This window comes from Cupriavidus sp. 01L43 (genome assembly GCF_056399925.1).
The window spans coordinates 286,347-310,261 of sequence record NZ_JBFTSH010000005.1; the positions used below are offsets into that span (position 1 = coordinate 286,347).

The window sequence follows — 23,915 nt, forward strand, 5'->3', positions numbered from 1 at the left end:
CGCGAAGCTTAGCAAACGCTCATCGTTCATGTGGCGTGAAATGTTGTGAAGCGCGCGTCCCACGGCTTGCGTTTGCCGCTGCCATCGCCTTTGATGAAACGTTCCCGCCTGGCAGTTCACGCTCACCCCCCTGTCCCACCCCCTTCAAGGAGCACGCATCATGGCTTTCGCAATCGCGCAGGACGGCACGGAGATCTATTACAAGGACTGGGGGCACGGCCGCCCCATCGTGTTCTCGCACGGCTGGCCGCTCTGCGGCGACGCCTGGGACGCCCAGATGCTGTTCTTCGTGCAGCAGGGCTTCCGCGTGATCGCCCATGACCGCCGGGGCCATGGCCGCTCCGGGCAGCCGTCCGGTGGCAACGACATGGACACCTATGCCGACGACCTGGCGGCCGTGCTGGAGAAGGCCGATGTCGGACAGGCCACGCTGGTCGGCCATTCCACGGGCGGCGGCGAGGTGGCGCACTACATCGGCCGCCACGGCACGCGGCGCGTGGCGCAGGCGGTGCTGATCGGGGCGGTGCCGCCGATCATGCTGAAGACCGCCGCCAACCCGGGCGGGCTGCCCATCGACGTGTTCGACGGCATCCGCAAGGGCGTGGCCGATAACCGCTCGCAGTTCTACAAGGACCTGGCGGTGCCGTTCCACGGGTATAACCGCGAGGGCGCCAAGCCGTCGCAGGGCACCATCGACAGTTTCTGGGCGCAGGGCATGGCGGGCGGCATCAAGGGCCAGTACGAGTGCATCAAGCAGTTCTCGGAGGTGGATTACACCGAGGACCTGAAGAAGTTCGACGTGCCCACGCTGATCCTGCACGGCGAGGACGACCAGATCGTGCCGATCGACGCCGCCGGGCGGCTGTCGGCGAAGATCGTCAAGGGGGCGGTGCTGAAGACGTATCCCGGCTTCTCGCACGGCATGTGCGTGGTCAATGCCGATGTGATCAACGCCGACCTGCTGGCCTTCGTCAAACAGTCGACCTGACCGCAGGCCCTGGGGGCAGACCGGTCGAACCATAAGAATTTTTGCGTTCATCGGTCTGAAAAGCGCTTTTTTCTGCTTTCGACAGCCGCCAGACTGTCGGCAGCAGCGCGTCCCCCACCGTATTGCCCGAGGCCTCGCCCCTCCGCGCTGTCCCCTACCTATATAAGAAGACACCGGAGACAACATGACCCCCACCTACCGCGCCGTCCGGCGCCGCCTGCTGCTGGCCGGCCTTGCCGCGCCGCTGGCCGTCTCGATGCGTAGCGCGCTGGCTGCGTGGCCGGACAAGCCGATCCGCCTGGTGGTGCCCTATCCGCCGGGTGGGGCGACCGATGTGATTGGCCGCATCATCGCCAGCAAGCTCACCGAGGCGCTGGGCCAGCAGGTGGTGGTGGACAACCGGGGCGGGGCGGGCGGCAATATCGGCGCCGAGGCCGTCGCCAAGGCCGCGCCCGATGGCTACACCCTGCTGATGGGCGCGCTGACCTCGCACTCGACCATGGCCACGCTCGAAAAGGGCCGGCTGCGCTACGATCTGGTGAAGGATTTCGCACCGGTGATGGTGGTGGGCTCGGTGCCGCTGGTGGTGGTGGTGAACCCCAAGCTGCCGGTGCACACGCTGCAGGAGCTGATCCAGTACGGCAAGGCGCATCCGGGCAAGCTGAACTATGCGTCGTCGGGCGCCGGCGCGCCGCAGCGCATGGCCGCCGAGATCTTCCGCAAGGAGGCCGGGATCGACATGGTGCACGTGCCGTATAAAGGCAGCGGCCCGGCCATGACCGACCTCGTGGCGGGGCAGGTGAACATGATGGTGGAAACCGCGCCGGCCTCACTGCCGTTCATCAAGTCCGGACAACTGCGCGCGCTGGCCGTGGCCGCGCCGGCCCGCATCTCGATGCTGCCGGACGTGCCCTCGGCCACCGAGGCCGGGATGCCCGCGCTCGACGTCAGTTCCACGTTCGGCGTGCTGGCGCCCACCGGCACCCCGCCGGCCGTGGTCGATCGGCTCAACGCCGCGCTGGCCAAGATGCTCGAGGCGCCGGACGTCAAGGAGCAGTTCCTGAAACAGGGCGTCTACGCGCTGGCGCCGACCTCCCCGGACAAGGCCGCCGACCGCCTGCGCACCGAGGTATCGCGCTGGGAGAAGGTGATTACCGATGCCCAGATCAAATCCGATGGTTGACCGCCATCGCCGATTTCCGAATTCTTTTTGATTGTTGTTCGCACACGCCGCATTTATGACTCAGAAACCCAAGGACTCCTCCTCCCCCGAATCGACGGAATCGACCCCATCGACGGATTCGACCCAGGGCCAGCCCGGCGCCACCGGCTTGCGCAAGGGCCTGACCAACTATGGCGACCAGGGCTTCTCGCTGTTCCTGCGCAAGGCGTTTATCAAGGGCTCGGGCTATACGGACAGCGCGCTTGATCGACCGGTCATCGGCATTGCCGACACCGGGAGCGCGTACAACCCGTGCCACGGCAACATGCCGCAGCTGCTGGAGGCCGTGAAGCGCGGGATCATGCTCGCGGGCGGGCTGCCGATGGCCTTCCCGACCATCTCCGTGCACGAGAGCTTTGCCGCGCCGACCAGCATGTACCTGCGCAACCTGATGTCGATGGACACCGAGGAGATGATCCGCGCCCAGCCGATGGACGCGGTGGTGCTGATCGGCGGCTGCGACAAGACCGTGCCGGCCCAGCTGATGGGCGCCGCCTCGGCCGGCGTGCCGGCCATCCAGCTAGTGACCGGGGCGATGCTGACCGGCTCGCACCGCAGCGAGCGCGTGGGCGCGTGCACGGACTGCCGCCGCTACTGGGGCAAGTTCCGCGCGGGCGAGATCGACGCCGAGGAGACCGCCGACGTCAACAACCAGCTGGTGGCCAGCGTCGGCACCTGCTCGGTGATGGGCACGGCCAGCACCATGGCCTGCCTGACCGAGGCGATGGGCATGAGCCTGCCCGGCGCGGCCACGCCGCCCGCCGTGACGGCAGACCGCATCCGCATTGCCGAGCTGACCGGCGCGCGCGCGGTGCAGATGGCGCGCGAGCGGCTGACCATCGACCGCATCCTGACCCCGGCGGCATTCGAGAACGCGATGCGGGTGCTGCTGGCCATCGGCGGGTCGACCAACGGCATCGTCCATCTGGCGGCCATCGCCGGGCGCGTGGGGCTGGACATCGACATGCAGGCGCTGGACCGCATGGGCCGCGAGACCCCGGTGCTGCTCGACCTGAAGCCGAGCGGCCAGCACTATATGGAGGACTTCCACAAGGCCGGCGGCATGGCCACGCTGCTGCGCGAGCTGAAGCCGCTGCTGCGGCTGGACGCGCTGACAGTCACCGGCCGCACGCTGGGCGAGGAGATCGAGGCCGCCGGCCCCGGCTTCGCCCAGGACGTGGTGCGCACGATGGCCGCGCCGATCTATCCACAGGGCGGCATCGCCGTGCTGGCCGGCAACCTGGCGCCGGGCGGCGCCATCATCAAGCAGTCGGCCGCCGATGCCCGCCTGATGGAGCACGAAGGCCGTGTGGTGGTGTTCCAGGACTCGCAGGACCTCGTCGAGCGGATCGACTCGGATGACCTCGACGTGACGGCCGACGACATCCTCGTCCTGCGCAACATCGGCCCGAAAGGCGCCCCCGGCATGCCCGAGGCCGGCTATATCCCGATTCCGCGCAAGCTGGCCCGCGCCGGCGTGAAGGACATGGTGCGGATTTCGGACGGCCGCATGAGCGGCACCGCGTTCGGCACGGTGGTGCTCCATGTGACGCCCGAGGCTGCCGTGGGCGGCCCGCTGGCGCTGGTGCGCACCGGCGATCGTATCCGCCTGAGCGTGAGCCGGCGTGAGCTGAGCCTGCTGGTATCGGACGAGGAACTGGCGCAGCGGCGCGCGGCATCGGACTGGATCGAACCGAGCGCGCCGCGCGGCTACCTGAAGCTGTTCCTGCAGACGGTGACGCAGGCCGACCAAGGGGTGGATTTCGACTTCCTGCGCGCGGCGGAGACCCGTGGCAAGACGCCGGAGTAGGGGGGTGTCAGGGGGATGTCAGGTCCGGGTGGTCCGGAACAGCGCGCGGGCCTCGTCGAGCAGGGCTTCGGCCAGCGAGGCGCGGGGCCCGTGCGTGGCCCATATCAGGCCCACGCGGCGCACCGGCGCGCGGTCCGGCAGCGGCAGGCGGGCGATCTTGAGCGGGCCGTCCCACATCGGCGCCCAATCCGGCACCAGCGCCACGCCGAGCCCTTCGCTCACCAGCGCGGCGATGACCATCAGGCCATCGACCTCGAGCCGCTGGTGCGGCCGGATATCGTGGTCGCGCAGGTAGCGGTCCGCGAGCTGTCCGCCCAGTACGGAGCGGTCGTAGCGGATAAACGGCTGCGTGGCCAGCAGCGCGTGCGGGTCCTGCCCGGCCAGCGCGGCGGGTGCGACCACCACCAGCGGTTCGGCGATGAATTCGGCCCACTGGTAGCCCTTGGCCACCGCGAACTGCGGCTCCACCACGATGGCGGCATCGAGTTCGCCGCGCACGAGGCTTTCGCACAATTCGATCGACCGGCCCGGCTTGACGAACAGGTTGACGTCCGGATGCCGCCGGTAGAGCTGGCCCAGCAGCGGCGGCACGATGCTGCCCATCGCCGTCACGAACGAGCCGAGCCGGAATTCGCCCAGCGAGGCGTCGCCGCTGGCTACCGTGCTCATGTCGCGCACATCGCGAATCACCTGCCGTGCACGCTCGAGAATGCGGATGCCGGCTTCGGTCGGCACCACAGAACGCCCGGCGCGCCGCACCAGCGGCACGCCAATCTCCTCCTCGAGCGCATGCAGCCGGGCCGCGATGGCGGCCGGCGTCAGGTCGAGCCGGCGCGCCGCTTCCGCGAGCGAGCCGACATCCACCACCGTCACGAAGCTTTGGAGAAATCTGACATCCATGCCGTGATGCTAACAAATCCCATGACCTTGAAGGGGACGCCGCTTGGGGCTACCCTGACGATCGCTTTCCCTGACTACCCCCCCAGGAGCCACCATGCCTTCCCCCGCTTTCACCGCGCTGACCGCTGACGCACGCGGCGTCTTCCCCATCGCCCCGACGCCGTTCTTCGACGATGGCACGATCGACATCGCCTCGATCGACCGCCTGACCGACTTCTACCTGGCCTGCGGCGCCACCGGCATCACCGTGCTGGGCCAGCTGGGCGAGGCGCCCAAGCTGGAGCACGCGGAATCCGTGGAGGTGGCCGCGCAGATGATCCGCCGGGCGGGCCGGCTGCCGGTGGTGGTGGGGGTGTCGGCGCCCGGGTTTGCCGCCATGCGCGCGCTGACCCGCGAGGTGATGGAGCGCGGCGCGGCCGGCGTGATGATCGCCCCGCCCAACACGCTGCGCACCGATGACCAGATCGTCGGCTATTACCGCCAGGCCGTGGAGGCCATCGGCGCCGACGTGCCGTTCGTGATCCAGGACTACCCGCTGACCTTCTCGGTGCAGATGACGCCCGGCGTGATCCGCCGCATCGTGCAGGAACTGCCCTCCTGCGTGATGCTCAAGCACGAGGACTGGCCCGGGCTGGAGAAGATCTCGACGCTGCGCGGCTTCGAGAAAGACGGCTCGATGCGCCATATCTCCATCCTCTGCGGCAACAACGGCCTGTTCCTCGACTACGAGATGGAGCGCGGCGCCGACGGCGCCAACACGGGCTACTGCTTCCCGGACATGCTCTGCGACGTGGTGCGCCTCTCCGCCGCCGGCCAGCGCGAGGCCGCGCACGACCTGTTCGACGCCCACCTGCCGCTGCTGCGCTACGAGCAGCAGCCCGGCGCGGGGCTGGCGGTGCGCAAGTACGTGATGATGCGGCGCGGCTTGCTGACCTCGGCCGCCCAGCGCAAGCCGGCGGCGGCGATGACGCCCACCGCCAGGTCGGAGGTCGACCATCTGCTGGTGCGTCTGGCACGGCACGACGCGCGCGCGGCTGCGGCGCTCGGCTGAAGCAGGCTTTCCCCAAGGATTCTCGGACTCGTCCTATATCGCTAAGCCGCATTGGTTGGTAATGTGACGCGATACGTGCCTGCCAGGCATGCCATTCGCATTTGCTCGTCGCAATCAATATGAAGCAGGATGGATTTACTTTGGGGATTCGGCAATGGGAGACAGGGCTAACCTGATGCGCACGCTCGTATCGTTCGCACTCCTGCGTGAGGCAGAGCGCAAGGTCTTCATCTCGCAGATGAACGAATTCCTGCTGGCCTCCCCGAAGATCCGGCAGCGCATCGTGGAAGAATGGCGCGAGCATGCCGAGGGCCACAGGAAGCCCACCGCCGGCCCAGCGGGGGATTGCAATACATCAGGCCTGTTATGAGTCGCTACGGTATCCGGGTCATCTTTGCCGATGACCATCCTGTGCTCACGCTTGCAAACCGCCATGTCGTCGCCGCCGTTCCCACCATTGCCTGTGTGGGCGACGCGCGCAATTCGACCGAACTCGTCGATCTGCTACAGCGTACGCCCTGCGACGTGCTGGTCACGGACTACGCCATGCCCGGCGGCGAATACGGCGACGGGCGAACGCTGATCTCGTTCCTCACGCGCCGCTATCCGGCGCTCAAGCTCGTGGTCATGACCATGATGGACAACCCGATGGTGCTGCGCTCGCTGTTCAGCCAGCGCATCCACTGCGTCGTCAGCAAGTCCGACGACCCGGGCCACGTGGTGCCGGCCATCCATGCCGCATTCCGTGGGGATCGCTATGCCTCGCCGCGCGTGGAATCGCTGCTGGAGGCCTGGCCGGTCACCGAAGGCAGCGGCGACGACGCACGGCTGCGGGCACTCAGCCAGCGGGAACTCGAGGTGGTGCGCCTGTTCGTCTCCGGCATGACCGTCTCCGAGATCGCGGCCGTCCTGCGGCGGACCAAGCAGACCATCAGCACGCAAAAGCTCAACGCGATGCGCAAGCTCGGCATCGACCGTGACGGCGACCTGTACCGATACGCGAACGAGGTCGGGCTGGTGGCGAGCGTGTCGGGCGCGGCCTAGTGGCTAACGTCGTCAAGCAACGCGAGCGAGGCGGCACAGCGGATCAACTCCATGTCGTTCCGGAGCCCCAGTTTCTGCATGGCGCGGTTCTTCTGGGTGCTCACCGTCTGCTTCGCCTTGTGCGTCCTGGCGGCGATCTCGCTGATCGTCATCCCGGACACATAGAGCCGCACCACCTCCATCTCCCGCGCCGATAGCCCGCCGCCCGGCGCAGCGAGCAACCGGCCGATGGCTGGCGAAAGGTACGCCACACCGCGCCGGGCTTCGCGTATCGCCGTGACGATATGCCCCACTTCGTCGAACTTGCTGACGATGCCCGTCATGCCGCGCGCAAGAATGGCGCGGACTAGCACCGGGTTCTCCTGCGCCAGCAGCACGACGGCGGCAATGCTCGGATACGTGCGCCGCAGGTATCGCAATAACGCCATGCCATCCATGTCATCCCGGCCGCGCATCGAGTAATCGACGAGCACCACGTCGCATTCGAATGCACGCGACGACCGTTCGAACTCCTCGGCAGTCGCGTGAATGCCCACGAGTTCCAGCTGCGGAGACGTGCTGGTGATGTGCTCCACGCCGAGTCTGGCCAAGGGCCGGTCGCCCGCAAACACGACCCGGATGCGCTGACCTGACGCGAAGTTCAGTTGATGCATGGCGATGTGTGCCCGATATGGAAGGTCTGAAACGGCCGGATTGTAGAGGGCCGCGACGCGCTCGCACATCGGAATTCTCCGAGAAATGCGACCACTTCTCCTGATACGCCCCATGCGTCACTGGCGTGGCGTCGAAAGGCGCGCGAACGCATTGGAAAAATCGGACTAGTTCAATAGATTGCCCGGCGCCGGCTTGCTAGTCTTCGTTCTCTGGAAAACTCTTTCCAGCCTCGAACGGCGCCATGAACGAAACAGATGCAGCACGCGAGGAGGGCGCGGTGTCCATGTCCTCCGATTACAGCGACTTGGTCGCGTTGGCCATGGGCGGCGCGCAGGATGTGCCGCCGCTGCCGGATACCGCGCTGGTACGGCACGCTTCCGACGCCAGCCTGCCACTCGCCGACCTCGACGCCTCCGACGTGCTCGGGCAGCTTGCTGTCGAGTACCGCGAGGCGCTGATGTCCGTTGGGCAGGTGCCGAAGCGGCTCAAGCGCCTGGGAGCCGGGTGCGCGTCCGGTCCGCTTCCCCCCGATCCGCTTCGTCTGAATACGAAGGCGACCTCCGCCGTCTGCCTGTTCGACGATCTGCTTGGGCCGCGCCGCATCGACCGCGTGCTGGACAGCCTTGACAGCTTCGGCGCGCAGCAACTGTTTTCGCCGCCGCCCCGGCACGAGATCCTGAGACTCTTCGCCGCCCGCCATCAACAGACACGCCGCACAGGCCAGTTCGCGCTGCTGGCACGCCAGGAGCACCATGCATCGAGCATGGATAGCTGCCTCGCCATGCCGGATATCGCGGCCGACACGTCCGACGACACGGGAGAACGCCATGCCACCACGTGATGGCGGGTTCCGCAACGCGTACCTCCCCTCCCTGCTGGATCGCCTGCAGGACGATGCCCCGCAGCAACGCAGCGAGCCGGCCGAGGCCTACGCCCCGGACGAGCGCGGCATGCGTCGCATCATCCAGCGCGATCTGGGCCTGTTGCTGAATACCACCAACCTGAACGAGGAACTCGACGCCGAGGCCTACCCCGAGGTGGCGAACTCGGTCGTCAACTACGGCATTCCGCCGCTCTCCGGCGGGTTCGCCACGGAAATGACCTGGGAGCGGCTTGAGGAGCGGGTGCGTACCGCGATCGCCCGCTTCGAGCCCCGGCTGATTCCGGACACGGTACGGCTACGCCCGCTGCGCGACACTTCCGCACGGCGCTACAACAAGATGATGTTTGAAATCGAGGCGCTGATGCAGTGGACGCCCTATCCGCTCGAATTCCGCATCCAGAGCGTGTTCGACCTGGAACTGAGCAAGGTCTCGTTCCAGTCGGGCCATACCCCGGGATCGGCAGGCTGACATGGATCCGAAGTTTCTCGAGTACTACAACCGCGAGCTGACCTACCTGCGCGAATCGGCAGGCGAGTTCGCCGCACAGCATCCGAAGATTGCGCGCCGGCTGGGCATGGAGGGCATCGAAGTCGCCGACCCCTATGTCGAGCGGATGATCGAGGCGTTCTGCTTCATGTCCGCCCGCACGCACCTGAAACTGGATGCGGAGTTCCCGCGCTTCACCCAGCGGCTGCTTGAAGTCGTCTACCCGAACTACGTGGCGCCCACGCCTTCGATGGCGGTGGCGCGGCTGCATCCGAGCCTGCGCGAGGGCGAGTTCAGCCAGGGATTCAAGGTGGCACGCCATAGCGTCATGCGCTCCGCAGTCCCGCCCGGCGAGCAGACTGCGTGCGAGTTCCGCACCGGGCAGGACGTCACGCTCTGGCCGATCGAGATCGTCGATGCGCGGCTGACCGCCGTACCGCCAGATCTCCCGGAAACGGGGCATCTGCTCCGGCACCGCCAGTTGCGCGGCGCGCTGCGACTGCGGTTGCGTACGGTTGGCGACATTCGATTCAACGAGATCAAGGGGCTGGATCGGCTTCCGCTCTATATCGACGGCGACGAACGCATTGCTTCGCACTTGTTCGAGCTGATCCATGCGGGCGCGGTCGCGTCCGTGGTGCGGCCGGAGGGCGTCACCGATCATGTGCGATGCCATGTCGTGTCCAGGGCACCGGTCGCGTTCGAAGGCTTCGAGCCGGACCAGAGCCTGCTGCCGCTGCGCTGGAACAAGTTCAGCGGGCATAACCTGCTCCAGGAGTACTTCTCTTGCCGGCAACGCTTCTACTTCTTCGTGCTGACGGATCTGGCGAAGGGCCTGTCGCGCGTGGATGGCAAGGAAGCGGAGATCGTGCTGCTGCTGGACCGCATGCCGGACGAACTGGGCGTGCATGTCGATGGCAGCCGCTTCCTGCTGTTCTGTACGCCAATCGTCAACTTGTTCCCCCGACGCACGGACCGTGTGGAGGTCGACCGCAGCCTGACGGATTTCCATCTAGTGGTCGATCGCGCACGTCCGCGTGACTACGAGGTCTACTCGGTTTCGCGCGTGTTTGGGCAGAGGGCGGAGACCTCGACGGAGATCCAGTTCAATCCGCTGTACCAGACCCTCCACAGCGACCTTGGCAACTATGGCCGGTACTTCTCGGTGCGGCGAGAGCAGCGCATGCTGTCCGGCGATGCCCGCAAGTACGGCACGCGCACGGCCTATATCGGCACGGAGGTGTTCCTGTCGCTGGTGGACCAGGCCGAAGCGCCATATGCCGACGATATCCGCTACCTGTCCGTGGAGGCGTGGGTGACTAACCGCGACCTGCCGCGCCTGATGCCGCGCGGCGTGGGCGGCCATCTGACCATGCCTGATGCGGTGCCGCTCGAGGCCGTCAGCCTCGTCCATGCGCCGAGCGCTCCGCGCGCACCCTACGCGAGCGACGAAGCCGCGTGGCGGCTGATCCGCCAGCTCAGCTTCAACTACATGCCGCTGTCGGAACTCGATCACGGCGAAGGCGCGCAGGCGCTGCGCAACATGTTGCGCCTCTTCGTGACCAGCAGCGAGCGCGAGCAGATCGCGCAAGTCGAGAGTCTGGTCGGCGCGAAGACCCAACCCGTGGTGAGCCGCCTGCCGGGCCATGGCCTGCTGGTGTACGGGCGCGGCGTACGCTGCGAGCTGACGGTGGACGAGAACGGCTTCTCCGGCGCCAGCCCGTACCTGTTCGGCCTGATCCTGGAGCACTATCTCGCGCGCCACGTGGCGATCAACGTCTTTTCGGAAACCGAACTGCACTCCATGCAGCGGGGCCTGATCACGCGCTGGGCGCCCCGGATGGGAGGTCGCGGTGCGGTATAGGGCCGTGGAAGCGTCTCCGAATGCGGCGTTGCAGCCGGATGCCCTGCGCGCATGGTTCGACCAGGGCCGTCCGTGGAAGTCGGGCTTCATGAGCCTGATGCGCGCGATTGCCGCGCGCGACCGCAACCGCCCTGCGCCGGGGTCTGCCGACCTGCCGTCTCAGGAGACCTACCGCATCGGCCAGCGCCCGGTGCTCGCCTTCCCGCCGCGGGAAGTCGCGTCGCTCGACACGCGGCACGGACGGCTCGACATCCGCCTATTCGGCCTGGGCATCTGGGGCCCGCAGGGTCCGCTGCCGCTGCATGTCACCGAGTTGGCGTATCACCGGTCCGTCGCGCTCCAGGACCGGACTCTCGAGCACTTCGCCGACCTGTTCCACCATCGCGCACTGTCGCTGTTCTATCGCGCCTGGGCTGCGGGCCAGTCCACCGCCGCACTCGACCGGCCTGACGAGGAGCGGTTCTCGTTCTACGTCGCCAGCCTGATGGGAACGGATCAGGACGAAGCGCGCCAGAGCTGCCTGCCTACCCACGCCCGTTACGGCGCGTCGGCGCACATTGTGCGCGAGGCCCGGAACCCTGAGGGCATCGCGGCCACGCTGTCGCAGTACTTCGATGTGCCGATTGCGGTCGAGGAGTACGTGCCGCATTGGATTCGCGTCGACGCGTCCGGCCATTGCCGGTTGGGGCTCCCGGGCGCTTCGTCCTTCATGGGCGAGGCGGCGATGCTCGGCGAGCAGATTGCTGACCGGCAGCACAAGTTCCGGCTTGTGATCGGCCCGCTCGACTTCCTCCACTACCAGCGGCTTGCGCCGCGTGGCGAAGACTTGCGCACACTGGTCGAATGGGTGCGTGCCTTCATCGGCTACGAGTACGACTGGGAGATCCAGTTGCTGATCAAGCCAGAAGAGGTGCCAGCGCCGCACGTGGACGGGCGTCAGCGGCTTGGGCACTCGATCTGGCTGGGCGAGTGCGACCCGGCGCAACCCGTGTCCGGCATGGTCTTCGAGCCGGAGGCCTACGCGGCATGACCGAGAACTTCCCCATGACAATGCAGAACCTGGCACCCGCCGCGACGTCGCGCTACGACGACCTGCTTGAACCGGTCTCGGACGCAGCCGCCTGTGGTGATGACCTGGAATACGATCCGGCCTTCATCATGCTACAGGCCGCTGTGGCGCCGTCGGCGCCCGTGCAATACGGTGACTTCGTCGAGACGCCAGCGTCGGTCAACTGGGCCGAGGCCGAGCGCGAGTGCGAAGTGCTGCTGGCCCGAACCAAGGATCTCCGCGTGGCCATCATCCTGCTGCGCGCTGCCGTGCGGCTGCGCGGCGCGGCAGGTCTGCGCGATGGGATGGTCTTCCTCCAGGCCCTGCTGGAACGATATGGCAGCCGTCTGCATCCGTTACCGTACTTCGACGGCGAGTGGGATCCCATCACGTTCGCCAATGCGCTCGCCGCGCTGGCGGACGCGGAAGGTGCGCTGGCCGATGTGCGGGAGATTCCGCTACCCAAGGCGGCCGGCGCGCAGTTGCAGCTGCGCGATATCGAGAAAGCACTGGCGATGCCGCGCCAGAAGGACGCACTGGCGCCCGAAAGCGTGACGCGCATGCTCAAGGAGCTGGCCGCACGCGGCGAAGCGGTCGTGCTGGCGCTTGGCGAAGCCCACGGCCGGTTGGCGCAGATTGCTGCATGGGCCACGAGCGGACTGAAGGCCGACGCGCCCAACCTCGCCCCGCTTTCCCGACTGCTGCAGCCATTCAGCGAGATCGATCGGCTGGTCGAGCCCGCGCCAGCGGCACAGCCGCCGGCACCCGTGGCTGAGATGCAGGCTGGGCGCGCGAGCGCGCCCGACCTTCCCAACCCCGTTCCGCGTGCCACGACGCCGCCGCCACACGCCGCACCCACCGCCACCACCGTCCCCACCGCCCCGGCAATGGACCGATGGACCGCACTCGCCACCATACGGCAAGTGCGGGAGTGGTTCGAAGACAACGAGCCAAGCAGCCCCGTGACCGTGATGCTGCGCGAGGCGGAGCGCATGGTCGGCAAGCGGTTCTCCGAGCTCGCTCAAAGCATTCCCCTCGACCTGCTGTCGAAGTGGGACGCCGTGGACAACTGAAATGGCCCCAACGGGCACTCCCATTAACGCATCGGACGACAAGCCGGTCAGCCGGCGGTGTCGCCCGCAATCTCGACAGGTACTGTGATGAAAGGCTATACCAAGGGCTTCGCCGCGTTGTTGGGGCTTGGGCTCCTGCTGCCGGCGGGTGGCGCAATGGCGGCATGTAGTCAGGTGACACAGGCGGACATCGATGAGTGGACCGCGAAGGGACTGCCGAACATCGATGTCATCCAGAGGGAAGTCAGCTTCCATGTGACGTTTCCCTCGGCGATTGAGGTCAGGCCAGATCTTGCAGTTGGCGAGACGTTCGGCAGCGGGGCGTCCGAGAGTTTGGGACGCAGCACGGCGCTATTGAATTGCGATTGGCGCTCGGGCGGACAGGTTCGCTATGCATTCGTGAGCGCGAAGCAGCCAACCGCCGTTCCGGGGGTGGTGGAATCCGGTCTCAAGGGGATTGGCATTCGCCTCAGCTACGTCCGAAGCTCGGGGACAGTCAGCACCTTTCCCTTCATCGTGAACTTTGGGCCGGCGGAACCCAATCAGCCGTATTTCCCGGGCTTCCGTTCAGGGCTGCGGATGGTGGTCGATTTTGTGAAGACAGGAGAGATGGACGCCTCGTCGACGTTCAGCGCCGCGAACATCGCCACGGTCGCCGGCGATGGTTCGGGCGGGCCGGTTATCCGGGTATCCAACGGTAGTACGCGGATCAACGTGTTGCCCAGTTGCAGCCCAAGTACACCCAGCCGAAATGTCGATTTCGGTACATTTGGTGCCAACAGTGTCTCGCAGATAACGGGGCCCACACGACCGATCAACTTTGAAGTGACATGCATCGGCCCCGCGTCGCCCAGATCGATCACGGCCAAGCTCACCGGCACCCCGGACACGGAAAATCATTCGCTGCTCAGGAATACCGGCGCGCAGCACCTCGGCATCCGGATCAAGGATCGCGATAGCGATACCGTGCTCAGGCCCAACGACAACGCCAGCGTCATCAACAAGCCAGGTAACACGAAGCTCTTCACATACAACCTCGATGCCACCGTGCTGCGAACCGGGACGCAGACGCCAACCGCTGGTCTGATCAATGCCACTGCCGTGTTCACCATGGCGGTCAACTGAAGGCGACGGTGAGGGCGGCAACGTGATGGAGGAGAGCATTTTCGTGCAGGTGGCGAGCTATCGGGATCCGCAACTGATCCCGACCTTGCACAGCCTGATCAGGCAGGCGTCGCGGCCGGAACGCCTGCGCGTGGTGGTGTGCTGGCAGCACGGCCTCGACGAGATGATCGGCAAGTTCTTCGCGCATGGCTTCTCGCATTGGCAAGTGGTGATGCATGAAGGGCTCACCGTGCATCGGCTTGTGCTTGCGGAGGCAACGGTTGAACTGATCGATGTGCCCGCCATGGAAAGCCAGGGCGCCTGCTGGGCGCGGAACCTGATCCAGCAGCAGTACGCCGGCGAAGCCTATACCTTGCAGATCGACTCTCACCATCGTTTCGTCCAGGGATGGGACAGGATGGCCATCGACATGCTCGAGTCGCTGCGCGATGAAAGCGAGAAACCGGTGCTGACGGCCTATCTGCCAGCTTTCGAGCCGGCGGACGATGACCCGTCGCGCCGCGGCCAGCGTCCCACCTCTCTCATTTTCGACCGCTTCGTCGCGGCCGGGGCGCTGCTTGTGGCGTCGCGCCGGATGCCGGACTGGCAGGCGCAGACCAAACCGCTCAAGGCTCGCTTCTATAGCGCGCACTTTGCCTTTGCCGACGGGCATTTCTCGACGACTGTCCAGCATGATCCCGAGTACTTCTTTCACGGCGAGGAGATCTCGATTGCCGCGCGGGCCTTCACCCATGGGTATGACCTGTATCACCCGCATCGTGTGCTCGCCTGGCATGAGTACACGCGCGACTATCGCGCCAAGATGTGGGATGACCACACGCCCGAGAACCAGGCGCTTGGGCTGGTGAAGACTGCGTGGTTCGAGCGTGACAGACTCTCACAGGCGCGCAATCGCGCCCTGCTCGGCGTGGACGGCGCGAGCGCTGAGGGCACCGATTTCGGTCCGTATGGATTCGGACAAGTACGAACACTGGCTGAGTACGAGGCCTATGCGGGCGTCAGCTTCGATCGGCGCGCCGCCACGCCGGAAGCGTTGCGTGGCGATCCTCCCTCGCCCGGTGCGGCACATCCTGAAACTGACCTCGCACTCCTGCGCTGCTCCCATGACGTGGCCGTCGAACTCTATCTCGGCGACCTCGACAGCCTGTCTGGCCTGAAGCACATCGCGTTCACGGTGCTCGCGGCGGATGGCGGAACGCTCCACGACGACCTCCAGCCCGCCACGGGATTACCGCAGCTCCTCGCCGAGCACAACGGCTGGCTATCCCGGCGACTCCTCTTCCAGTCCGGCGCCGACGGCACCCCGGTCCGCTACATCGCCAGATTCGTCAATGCAGACGACGTCACCGTGCACGAGCTGGCGTGCGACGTGCCGCCCTACGGCGCCCCCGCCTCGACCTGAACACCGCCCATCGGCGGACCCATTCCCTTCCCGGCATCTGCCGTTAGACCATGACCACATCCAGAAAGACCCTGTTCGGCAAGCTCGGCGAAACGATGTTTCGCGGCATCGAGTCGGCCACAACGTTTTGCAAGCTCCGCGGCAACCCTTACGTCGAACTGGCGCATTGGCTGCACCAGATCCTCGCGCTGCCGGACAGTGACATGCACCGCATCTGCCGTCACGCCGGCGTGGACCGCGAGAGGCTCGACGCGGATCTGGTCCGAACACTCGCCGGCTTGCCTTCCGGCGCCAGCTCGATCAGCGATTTCTCGAACCATATCGACATCGCCATCGAGCGCGCGTGGGTGGTTGCGACACTCGAGTTCCGTGACCTGCGCGTGCGCGGCGCCTGGCTCATGGCGGCGCTACTGAAGTCGCCGGAGTTGCGGCGCGTACTGCTGTCGATTTCCCCCGAGTTCGCGAAGATCGGTGTGACCGATCTGAATGCCATGCTGCCGGCCTGGATCATCGACTCGCCAGAGGAAGGGGACTCGGCCTACGAAAGCTCCGACTTCCCGGCGGCGATGCCTGGCGTCGCGTCCGGCGCCATCGGAGACGCCTCGGTGGCCGGCTCCCCCCTGGAGCAGTACTGCGTGGACCTGACTGCCCGCGCGCGCGCCGGGGAGGTGGATCCGGTGATCGGGCGGGAACTGGAGATCCGCACGATGATCGACGTGTTGGTCCGCCGCCGGCAGAACAATCCCCTGTTGACGGGTGAGGCCGGTGTCGGCAAGACCGCTGTCGTGGAGGGGCTGGCGCTGGCCATCGTTAGGGCCGATGTGCCGTCGAAGCTGGCCGACGCGCGGGTCCTGAGCCTGGATGTGGGCGCACTGCTGGCTGGCGCGAGCATGAAGGGCGAGTTCGAGGCACGCCTCAAAGGCGTACTGGCCGCGGCGGAGACGAGTGCCGGGACCGTGATCCTGTTTGTGGACGAGATCCACACGCTGATCGGCGCGGGCGGGCAGGCTGGCACTGGCGATGCCGCGAACTTGCTCAAGCCGGCACTCGCGCGCGGCACGATCCGGACGATTGGGGCGACGACGTGGGCCGAGTACAAGCGCCATATCGAGAAAGACCCAGCGCTGACGCGGCGTTTCCAGGTGCTGCAGGTCCACGAGCCGCAGGAGCCGGCGGCCATCGACATGGTGCGCGGGCTGGTGAAGACGTTCTCGCGGCACCACGGCGTGGTGGTACTCGATGCCGCGATCCGCGCCGCGGTGGCGTTGTCGCACCGCTACATTCCGTCCCGCCAACTGCCCGACAAGGCCATCAGCCTGCTCGACACGGCGTGTGCGCGGGTTGGTCTTTCCCAACAAACGCGACCACGGGAGTTGCAGGACGTGCAGCAGCAGTTGCTGGCTGCGCGCGCCGAACTTGACCTGCTGGAGAGCGAAGCGCGCATCGGGCTCGAAGTCGACGGGAATCTGGACGACGTACGGGCTCGCATCGGCGGATTGGAAACCGAGGAAGCCGCCATTACTGCAAGGTGGGATGCACAGCGGGAGGCCGCGCAGGCGTTGCTGTCCGCGCGCGAACGGATCGAACGCGGCGCGGAAGCGGAGGCAGGCATCGATGGCGAGTGGGAGCCGCTGCCTTCGATGGAGGTGCTGCGCGAACGCGAAGCAACCATGGCAGCACTCCAGGGCGAGGCGCCACTCGTGTTTGCCGAGGTCAACGAGGCGATTGTCGCCGAGGTCGTCTCCGACTGGACCGGCATCCCCGCCGGACGCATGGTGACTAACCAGGTCGCCGCCGTACAGGCCCTCCCGGCCACACTCGCCAATCGGGTGATGGGGCAGGAGAGCGCATTGCATCGGATCAGCGAACGGGTGCAGACCGCACGCGCCGGGCTGACCGACCCCGGCAAGCCGCTCGGCGTGTTCCTGCTGGTGGGCCCGTCCGGCGTCGGCAAGACCGAAACGGCGCTGGCGCTGGCGGAAGCGCTCTACGGCGGCGAGCAAAACCTGATCACGATCAATATGAGCGAGTACCAGGAGGCGCACACCGTCTCCGGGCTCAAGGGTGCGCCGCCTGGATATGTCGGCTATGGCGAGGGTGGCGTGCTGACCGAGGCGGTGCGGCGGCGGCCTTACGCGGTGGTCCTGCTTGATGAAGTGGAGAAGGCGCATCGCGACGTCCACGAAATGTTCTTCCAGGTTTTCGACAAGGGATACATGGAGGATGGCGATGGCCGCTACATCGACTTCAAGAACACGGCGATCCTGCTGACAAGCAATGTCGGCGCCGAACTGATCTCGCATCTTCATGCCGATGCCTCTGACGTGCCCGAACCCGATGCGCTGCGCGACGCGCTGATGCCCGCGCTGCTGAGCGCCTTCCCGGCCGCCTTCCTGGGCCGCGTGACCGTGGTGCCGTATCGCCCGCTGGCGCATGCGTCGCTGTCGAACATCGTCCGCCTGCACCTCGACCGCGTCGTGCAGCGCATGCAGGACCATCACGACATCGCGGTGCACTACAGCCCAACGGTCGTCGACTACGTCATCGCGCGTTGCCTCGTACAGGAGACGGGCGCGCGTGCGTTGATCGGCTTCATCGACCAGCACATCCTGCCGAGATTGTCTGCGCTCTGGCTGGAATCGGTCGCATCGCGGTCCGTGCTGACGCATATCGAAGTCGATATCGTCGACGCCGAGCTGGCGCCGGCGAAGGCGCTTTGCCTGAACGCGCGTGCGGCCGAAGGTCTGTCGCAGAACTGACAGGAACTTTCGTACGAGTCATATATGCGCCGGAAATGCTGGCTTGTACGATGCGTTCGTCGTGAAGTGAGGCGGGATCCGAGGTTGGTCGACGCCGGTTTGCAGCAACAGCGGAAGGACTGAATCCGCATCTCAATTGGAAGGACGTTTCATGAATAAGCAAGTACTCCAGGTTGCCGTCGCAGCATTGCTCGCGATGGGCGCCGCATCGAGCGCTGTGGCGCAGGCCGTTGTCGCGCAGGGTCAGGTGAATTTCGCTGGCCGGCTGACGGGGCAGACCTGCTCGATCACCGCCGGTGATCGCAACAAGACCGTGACGTTGCCAGCCATCTCGATTGCCAGCTTGACAACAAAGGGTCATACCGCCGGCTCGAGGCCGTTCAGCATCAATGTCGAGAACTGCCCGGTCGGGGTGAACAGCGTATCGGCGCACTGGGAGATCACGAACCTCAATCCTGAAACCGGGAACGCCCGCAATCTCGCCACCGCCACGCCCGCAGGCAACGTTGAAGTGCAGTTGCTCGATCACGACGGCGCGGTGCTGCGTCTGGGCGACAGCGGCAAGCCCATTCAGGTGGCGCGGACGGCCGCAGACGCCGTCGGTACCGCAACGCTGCACTACGGCGGCCGCTACTACGCGACCGGTGCAACGTCTGCGGGCATGGTTTCGACCACTGCGAACTTTACCCTGGCTTACAACTAAGGCATGCGGCAGATTGGCTGGCCCGCTCGCGGGCCAGCCGCTCAAGCGCGTGGAGATCAATGATGCATGTCTGGCGATGGCTCTCCTTCCTGATTGCGGCCACAGTGGGACTGGTGTCGATACCGGCCCAAGCCGCGATTGTCATTACCGGTACCCGGGTGATCTACCCGGAAAAGAGTCGCCAAGTCTCCGTGCGGCTCAACAATGTCGAGGACACGCCGGTACTGGTGCAGGCATGGATCGACGATGGCGATACGTCCGTTCCAGTTGAGAAGCTCGACGTACCGTTCATCATCACGCCGCCGGTATTCCGTGCAGAAGGCGGCAAGGGCCAGACGCTGCGGGTGAAGTTCACCGGCAAGGCGATGCCCGCGGACCGTGAGACGGTCTACTGGCTCAACATCCTCGAAATTCCGCCCAAGCCAGTGGATGCCGATAGCAGGAACATGCTTCAGCTTGCGTTCGGCACGCGCATCAAGCTCTTCTATCGGCCTGCCGCGTTGCGCGACGACCCATCCGCCGGGCGTGCTGGGTTGACCTGGACGGCCGCGCGCAATGCCGAAGGCAAGCAGGTGCTGCGGGTTGGGAATCCAACCGGCTACCACGTGTCACTCGACAGCGTGTCGGCCAAAGCCGGCACCGCCGACATCAGCTACCAGCCCCAGATGGTCCCTCCATTTGGCAGTGTCGAGCTTTCCCAAGTTGGGGACCGCAATGTCTCCCCACCAAGCGGTACGGCAATCACCTATTCCCTAATCAACGACTTCGGCGCGACGGTCGAAGACGTCGCCGCAGTCCAGTAACGCCAGCAGGCAACCCAGGGCGCTTCTCGTAGTCGCCGTCAGCCGCTGATGCTGCCGCTGAGTAGGCGTGATCACATCAAAGCAAGGCGAAATGTTTCTATGAGCACCAGGCATCGTTTGGCTGTGCGTCCGTGGGCACGGACGATGATGGTCCTTGGTGCATTTGTGTGCTACGGGCCGGATGCAGAAGCAGTGCAATCGAAGCCAGGTGGCGTACCGATCGAGGAAATTGAAACGCTCAAGGCGGGACCGCGGGAGCGAAGCAAGCGGCGTCATCGGCCCAAGCTCGCCTCGGTGCAGTTCAATCCAGCGTTCCTGAACGGCCAGGTCGTGAGCATTTCCCGCTTCACGAATGGCAACCCCGTGCCGCCCGGCGTATACGACGTGGATCTGTCGCTCAATGGAAAATCGCAGGGGCAGCGCGAAGTCCAGTTTGTCGCCGTGGCAGACAGTGACGTGGCGGAGCCTTGCTTCACCATCGCGGCGCTGCGCGGTCTGGGCGTCGATGTTGACAAGGCGCTTCGATCTAGCGCGGACGACGCTGGCGCCCAATCCCATCACGCAGCAGAAGACGCTGCCTTCAGCGAAGCGGACCAATGCATCCGACTGACGGACCTTGTTCCTGACGCACAGGTCGAACTCGACATCGCGGAACTGCAACTCGGTATCACCGTGCCCCAGGCGAGCATGGTGCAGACGCCATACGGGTACGTGAGCCCCGCCCTGTGGGACGCCGGCATCAAGGCGGGGCTTCTCCAGTACAACTTCAGTACATACAGCGCCAATCAATCTGGCGCCGACATGAGCAGTGCGTATCTTGGCCTGCAACTGGGCTTGAATCTGGGCCAATGGCGCTTTCGCCAGCGCTCCACGCTTGACTGGAACAGCAGCCAGGGCGGTATGCGCTGGAATAACCTGGCGACCTACGTCGAGCGAGACATCACGTCCTGGCGCAGCCGCCTGACGCTCGGCGACAGCTTCACGACCGGTGAAGTTTTCGATTCGTTCAGTGTGCGGGGCGTTCAGGTATCCAGTGAAGACCGGATGCTGCCCGACTCGATGCGTGCCTACGCGCCCATCGTACGTGGCGTGGCGGAAAGCAATGCGCGCGTGATCGTCCGCCAGAACAACGACATTCTCTACGAGACGAGCGTCCCGCCAGGGCCGTTCGAACTCGCCGACCTACCGGCGATCGGCTACTGCGGAGATCTGCGCGTTACGGTGGAAGAAGCGGATGGGCGGCGACAGACCTTTCTGGTGCCCTTTGCCGCCGTCCCTAACCTGCTGCGCCCCGGTTTCACGAAGTTCAACGTGTCCGCAGGCCAGTACCGCGACCAGCTCGTTCAGGATGAGCCATGGGTGGTGCAAGCAACCATCCAGCGCGGCCTGAACAATATGCTGACCGGCTATACGGGTGTCCTGGGCTCCGAGGGTTACAACTCAGGCTTGCTCGGCCTCGCCGTCAACACGCCGATCGGGGCAGTCTCAGCGGATGTGACGATGGCGCGTACGGAACTACCGAGCAGTTCGCATACGGGCAGCAGCTGGCGCGTCAGCTACAGCAAACGCATTCCCGGCATTGATACGAATGTCTTGCTAGGTGCCTATCGATATTCGACAAATGGCTTCTACAGCCTGCGCGACGCCATCTACGCGCGGAACGTGCGGAATCCCGCCGGCAACCTGATGAGCTATCGCACGCGCAACCGCTTGCAGCTCAGCATCAATCAGCCGCTCGGCACGATGGGCTCCGTGTATCTCTCAGGCAGCACGCAGGACTACTGGGATGGCCGTCGCGGACGAGATACCCAGTATCAGGCTGGGTTCAGCGGCGGGCGCGGCCGGGTTGGATACACGATCTACGCGCAGCAGTCGTTCGACCAAAACCGCGCCAGACATACCCTGTTCGGCGTGAACCTGACGATCTCCCTCGGCCGCAACTCCGCGGTGGATCGCGGTCCGTTCGATTCCGTGTCGACGAATTTGACAGTGGACACCAACGGCGACAGCGCCTTCCAGGCCAGCCTCAATGGGTCCACTGCGGGGGAAGCGCCCATTTCGTACGGCATCAACGCCCAACGGACATCGAGCGCTGGCGACAAAACGAATCTGCTCGGTGGCAACGCCACCTATCGCTCGCGCTATGGCACATACGCCGCGAACGCCTCCATCGGGAACCAGGGCCGCCAGTTCGGCCTGAACGCGGACGGCAGCATGGTCGCGCACGCTGGCGGCGTCACATTGGGGCCGCCGCTTGGCCAGGCTGCCGCACTGGTCGAAGCCAAGGGCGCGGAAGGCGGGCGGATTGTCAACGGTCAAGGCGCGCGCATAGACGGCAATGGCTATGCCTTGCTGCCGTCCTTGACGCCCTACCGCGTGAACCGGGTGGCGATCGACCCGACTGACCTGCCAGATGACGTGGAACTGGAGACTTCCAGTGACGAGGTCGTACCGCGCCTCAACGCCCTTGTGCTCGTGAAGATGCCAACCGTCACAGGCAAAGCGGCGCTGGTGGCCATGCATGACGCGGCCGGCAAGGCCCTGCCGCTGGGCACCGCCTTGTTCGCCGCCGACGGAAAGTCGATGGGGATCGTGGGGCAGGGTGGTTTGGCGTTCCTGCGCGGTCTGGCGGGCAGGGGCGCACTGCGTGCGCGGTGGGGCGAATTGACGAACGAGTCATGCGACCTCCCGTACGAGATGCCTGCTGGCGCGGGTGCGGGCGGGGGCGGTGACTCGGCCACGCGCCTGATACTGCGCTGCGTGGCAGCGGCGAGCTGAAGCGGAATCGATGTGAGTGGAGATCCCCGAGAATGAAGATGCACGCGAAGTTGCCCGTCACACAGCAGACGCTGAGGTGCTCACCACGGAAGCTGCGGACGTCGTTGGCTGCGAGCCTGACCGTGCTGTGTTTCCCTGCCTTCGCGGATGGCACAAAACCATCGGTCGCGTTGAATTTCACGGGGAAGTACGTTACGCAAACCTGCCGCCACACAGGGGCAGTGCGGCAAAGCGTCACGCTGCCAAGCATCCCCACCGCTGCTTTAAAAAAAGCCGGAGACACAGCGGGCGACACCGCGTTCACGATCAACCTGGTATGCGAGGGCGGCCAAGAGCCCGTGGCAGTCTCGTTCGTCACCTTTAGGAAGATCGATGGGCGACTGATATCCAGTGGCACCGCGCAGAACGTCCAGGTGCAACTGCTCAAGGCGGACGGGACGCCGATCGCGGTAGGCGATGACTCCACGACTCCGATGTTTCCGATGTCCTCGACAGGGTTGATGTCGCTCTCATTCATTGCGCGGTACTACGCGACGGGAGCCACAACTCCGGGGTCGGTGACGGCCGGCACCTGGTACTTCATTGAGGTGCGCTGACGCTAGCTCAGAAACTTCTGACAAGACTCGGAACTTTCGAACGTTTCCTATATCCCGCGCCTGCCCCGAGACCTAACATGCTTCTCGCAGGCCCTGTGGCCGGAAAGGGGGCCGCGGTTCTCACGGCAAGTCCCACATCATCATGCATTCGACGGAGTATTCCATGTCAGCATCCAACAGTTCACAGAAGTTCATTGCGAGGAACCGCGCGCCGCGCGTGCAGATCGAGTACGACGTCGAGATCTACGGCTCGGAAAAGAAGATCGAGTTGCCATTCGTGATGGGCGTGCTTGCCGATTTGTCCGGCACGCAGGTGGATCCACTGCCGCCAGTGGCGGACCGCAAGTTCTTCAACATCGATGTCGACAACTTCGACGAGCGCATGAAGGCGATGAAGCCGCGTGTAGCCTTCCCGGTGGCGAACACGCTGTCGGATCAGGGCCAGTTGATGGTGGACATGACCTTCGAGAGCATCGATGACTTCTCGCCTGCTGCCATCGCCCGCAAGGTCGATGTCCTGGCCAAGCTGCTCGAGGCTCGCACGCAGCTTGCCAACCTCCAGACCTACATGGACGGCAAGTCCGGCGCCGAGGGCCTGGTTGCACAGGTGCTCAAGGATCCCGCGCTGCTGAACGCGCTGGCCAAGGCACCGCGCCCCGAAGCGGCGAACGAGGCCGACGACAAGGCCCAGGCGCAGTAAGGACCGCAACCGCAACCGAGTACAA

At 65.5% G+C, this 23,915-nt stretch carries 21 protein-coding genes; 19 read left to right on the forward strand and 2 right to left on the reverse strand.

Features of this window, described 5'->3' with window-relative positions:
• The first annotated feature begins 160 nt into the window (after positions 1 to 160).
• The 3 genes from AC1DP9_RS11915 to AC1DP9_RS11925 all read left to right on the forward strand — a co-directional run bounded on the left by AC1DP9_RS11915 (position 161) and on the right by AC1DP9_RS11925 (position 4,020).
• A complete protein-coding gene (locus AC1DP9_RS11915) occupies positions 161 to 988 on the forward strand; it encodes an alpha/beta fold hydrolase (RefSeq protein ID WP_092293826.1) in 828 nt (275 codons plus the stop codon).
• A gap of 184 nt (positions 989 to 1,172) precedes the next feature.
• Positions 1,173 to 2,171, forward strand: a complete 999-nt coding sequence (locus AC1DP9_RS11920) for a Bug family tripartite tricarboxylate transporter substrate binding protein (RefSeq protein WP_092293824.1) — start codon at positions 1,173 to 1,175, stop codon at positions 2,169 to 2,171.
• Positions 2,172 to 2,226: 55 nt separating this feature from the next.
• The gene (locus AC1DP9_RS11925; RefSeq protein WP_255370783.1) at positions 2,227 to 4,020 is read left to right on the forward strand and encodes an IlvD/Edd family dehydratase; all 1,794 of its coding nucleotides are present in this window, start codon (positions 2,227 to 2,229) and stop codon (positions 4,018 to 4,020) included.
• An 18-nt stretch (positions 4,021 to 4,038) separates the two neighbouring features.
• Here the strand turns inward: AC1DP9_RS11925 and AC1DP9_RS11930 are convergent, their stop codons facing one another.
• Positions 4,039 to 4,920, reverse strand: coding sequence for a LysR family transcriptional regulator (locus AC1DP9_RS11930; protein ID WP_149138440.1), 882 nt, complete (start codon positions 4,918 to 4,920; stop codon positions 4,039 to 4,041).
• A gap of 94 nt (positions 4,921 to 5,014) precedes the next feature.
• On the opposite strand from AC1DP9_RS11930, the gene AC1DP9_RS11935 reads away from it, so the two are divergent.
• The 3 genes from AC1DP9_RS11935 (at position 5,015) to AC1DP9_RS11945 (ending at position 7,015) form a co-directional block, all read left to right on the forward strand.
• On the forward strand, positions 5,015 to 5,971 hold the full coding sequence (locus AC1DP9_RS11935) for a dihydrodipicolinate synthase family protein (protein WP_092293818.1): 957 nt from the start codon (positions 5,015 to 5,017) through the stop codon (positions 5,969 to 5,971).
• Between the two features lie 88 nt (positions 5,972 to 6,059).
• Positions 6,060 to 6,341, forward strand: a complete 282-nt coding sequence (locus AC1DP9_RS11940) for a hypothetical protein (protein WP_143093877.1) — start codon at positions 6,060 to 6,062, stop codon at positions 6,339 to 6,341.
• A complete protein-coding gene (locus AC1DP9_RS11945; RefSeq protein ID WP_092293814.1) occupies positions 6,338 to 7,015 on the forward strand; it encodes a LuxR C-terminal-related transcriptional regulator in 678 nt (225 codons plus the stop codon). The genes AC1DP9_RS11940 and AC1DP9_RS11945 overlap by 4 nt, the downstream gene beginning before the upstream one ends.
• Here the strand turns inward: AC1DP9_RS11945 and AC1DP9_RS11950 are convergent.
• Entirely contained in the window at positions 7,012 to 7,737 is a 726-nt protein-coding gene (locus AC1DP9_RS11950) for a LuxR C-terminal-related transcriptional regulator (protein ID WP_477107443.1), read from the reverse strand. The genes AC1DP9_RS11945 and AC1DP9_RS11950 overlap by 4 nt on opposite strands.
• Before the next feature lie 173 nt (positions 7,738 to 7,910).
• On the opposite strand from AC1DP9_RS11950, the gene AC1DP9_RS11955 reads away from it, so the two are divergent.
• The 13 genes from AC1DP9_RS11955 to tssB all read left to right on the forward strand — a co-directional run bounded on the left by AC1DP9_RS11955 (position 7,911) and on the right by tssB (position 23,890).
• Positions 7,911 to 8,510, forward strand: a complete 600-nt coding sequence (locus AC1DP9_RS11955) for a TagK domain-containing protein (protein ID WP_092293812.1) — start codon at positions 7,911 to 7,913, stop codon at positions 8,508 to 8,510.
• On the forward strand, positions 8,497 to 9,021 hold the full coding sequence (gene tssE, locus AC1DP9_RS11960; RefSeq protein WP_477107444.1) for a type VI secretion system baseplate subunit TssE: 525 nt from the start codon (positions 8,497 to 8,499) through the stop codon (positions 9,019 to 9,021). Before AC1DP9_RS11955 ends, tssE begins: the two co-directional genes overlap by 14 nt.
• 1 nt (position 9,022) lies before the next feature.
• Entirely contained in the window at positions 9,023 to 10,903 is a 1,881-nt protein-coding gene (tssF, locus tag AC1DP9_RS11965; RefSeq protein ID WP_441591279.1) for a type VI secretion system baseplate subunit TssF, read from the forward strand.
• 4 nt (positions 10,904 to 10,907) lie between these two features.
• Complete coding sequence (tssG, locus tag AC1DP9_RS11970) at positions 10,908 to 11,933, forward strand: type VI secretion system baseplate subunit TssG (RefSeq protein WP_477107445.1); 1,026 nt, start codon at positions 10,908 to 10,910, stop codon at positions 11,931 to 11,933.
• A gap of 20 nt (positions 11,934 to 11,953) precedes the next feature.
• Positions 11,954 to 13,024, forward strand: a complete 1,071-nt coding sequence (locus AC1DP9_RS11975; protein ID WP_477107497.1) for a type VI secretion system protein TssA — start codon at positions 11,954 to 11,956, stop codon at positions 13,022 to 13,024.
• Positions 13,025 to 13,111: 87 nt separating this feature from the next.
• Positions 13,112 to 14,149 carry a fimbrial protein gene (locus AC1DP9_RS11980; protein ID WP_477107446.1) on the forward strand — a complete coding sequence of 346 codons (1,038 nt, stop codon included), beginning with the start codon at positions 13,112 to 13,114 and terminating at the stop codon, positions 14,147 to 14,149.
• A gap of 25 nt (positions 14,150 to 14,174) precedes the next feature.
• On the forward strand, positions 14,175 to 15,551 hold the full coding sequence (locus tag AC1DP9_RS11985; protein WP_477107447.1) for a GlcNAc-transferase family protein: 1,377 nt from the start codon (positions 14,175 to 14,177) through the stop codon (positions 15,549 to 15,551).
• Positions 15,552 to 15,601: 50 nt separating this feature from the next.
• Positions 15,602 to 18,310 carry a type VI secretion system ATPase TssH gene (gene tssH, locus AC1DP9_RS11990; RefSeq protein ID WP_477107448.1) on the forward strand — a complete coding sequence of 903 codons (2,709 nt, stop codon included), beginning with the start codon at positions 15,602 to 15,604 and terminating at the stop codon, positions 18,308 to 18,310.
• Positions 18,311 to 18,461: 151 nt separating this feature from the next.
• Complete coding sequence (locus AC1DP9_RS11995) at positions 18,462 to 19,013, forward strand: fimbrial protein (RefSeq protein WP_092293800.1); 552 nt, start codon at positions 18,462 to 18,464, stop codon at positions 19,011 to 19,013.
• 59 nt (positions 19,014 to 19,072) lie between these two features.
• Positions 19,073 to 19,816 (forward strand): fimbria/pilus periplasmic chaperone, encoded by a 744-nt coding sequence (locus AC1DP9_RS12000; protein ID WP_477105159.1) that lies wholly within the window; start codon positions 19,073 to 19,075, stop codon positions 19,814 to 19,816.
• A gap of 99 nt (positions 19,817 to 19,915) precedes the next feature.
• Positions 19,916 to 22,594 (forward strand): fimbria/pilus outer membrane usher protein, encoded by a 2,679-nt coding sequence (locus AC1DP9_RS12005; protein WP_477107449.1) that lies wholly within the window; start codon positions 19,916 to 19,918, stop codon positions 22,592 to 22,594.
• 32 nt (positions 22,595 to 22,626) lie between these two features.
• On the forward strand, positions 22,627 to 23,190 hold the full coding sequence (locus AC1DP9_RS12010; RefSeq protein WP_092293796.1) for a fimbrial protein: 564 nt from the start codon (positions 22,627 to 22,629) through the stop codon (positions 23,188 to 23,190).
• Between the two features lie 163 nt (positions 23,191 to 23,353).
• Positions 23,354 to 23,890, forward strand: a complete 537-nt coding sequence (gene tssB / locus AC1DP9_RS12015) for a type VI secretion system contractile sheath small subunit (RefSeq protein WP_092293794.1) — start codon at positions 23,354 to 23,356, stop codon at positions 23,888 to 23,890.
• The last annotated feature ends 25 nt before the right edge of the window (positions 23,891 to 23,915 follow it).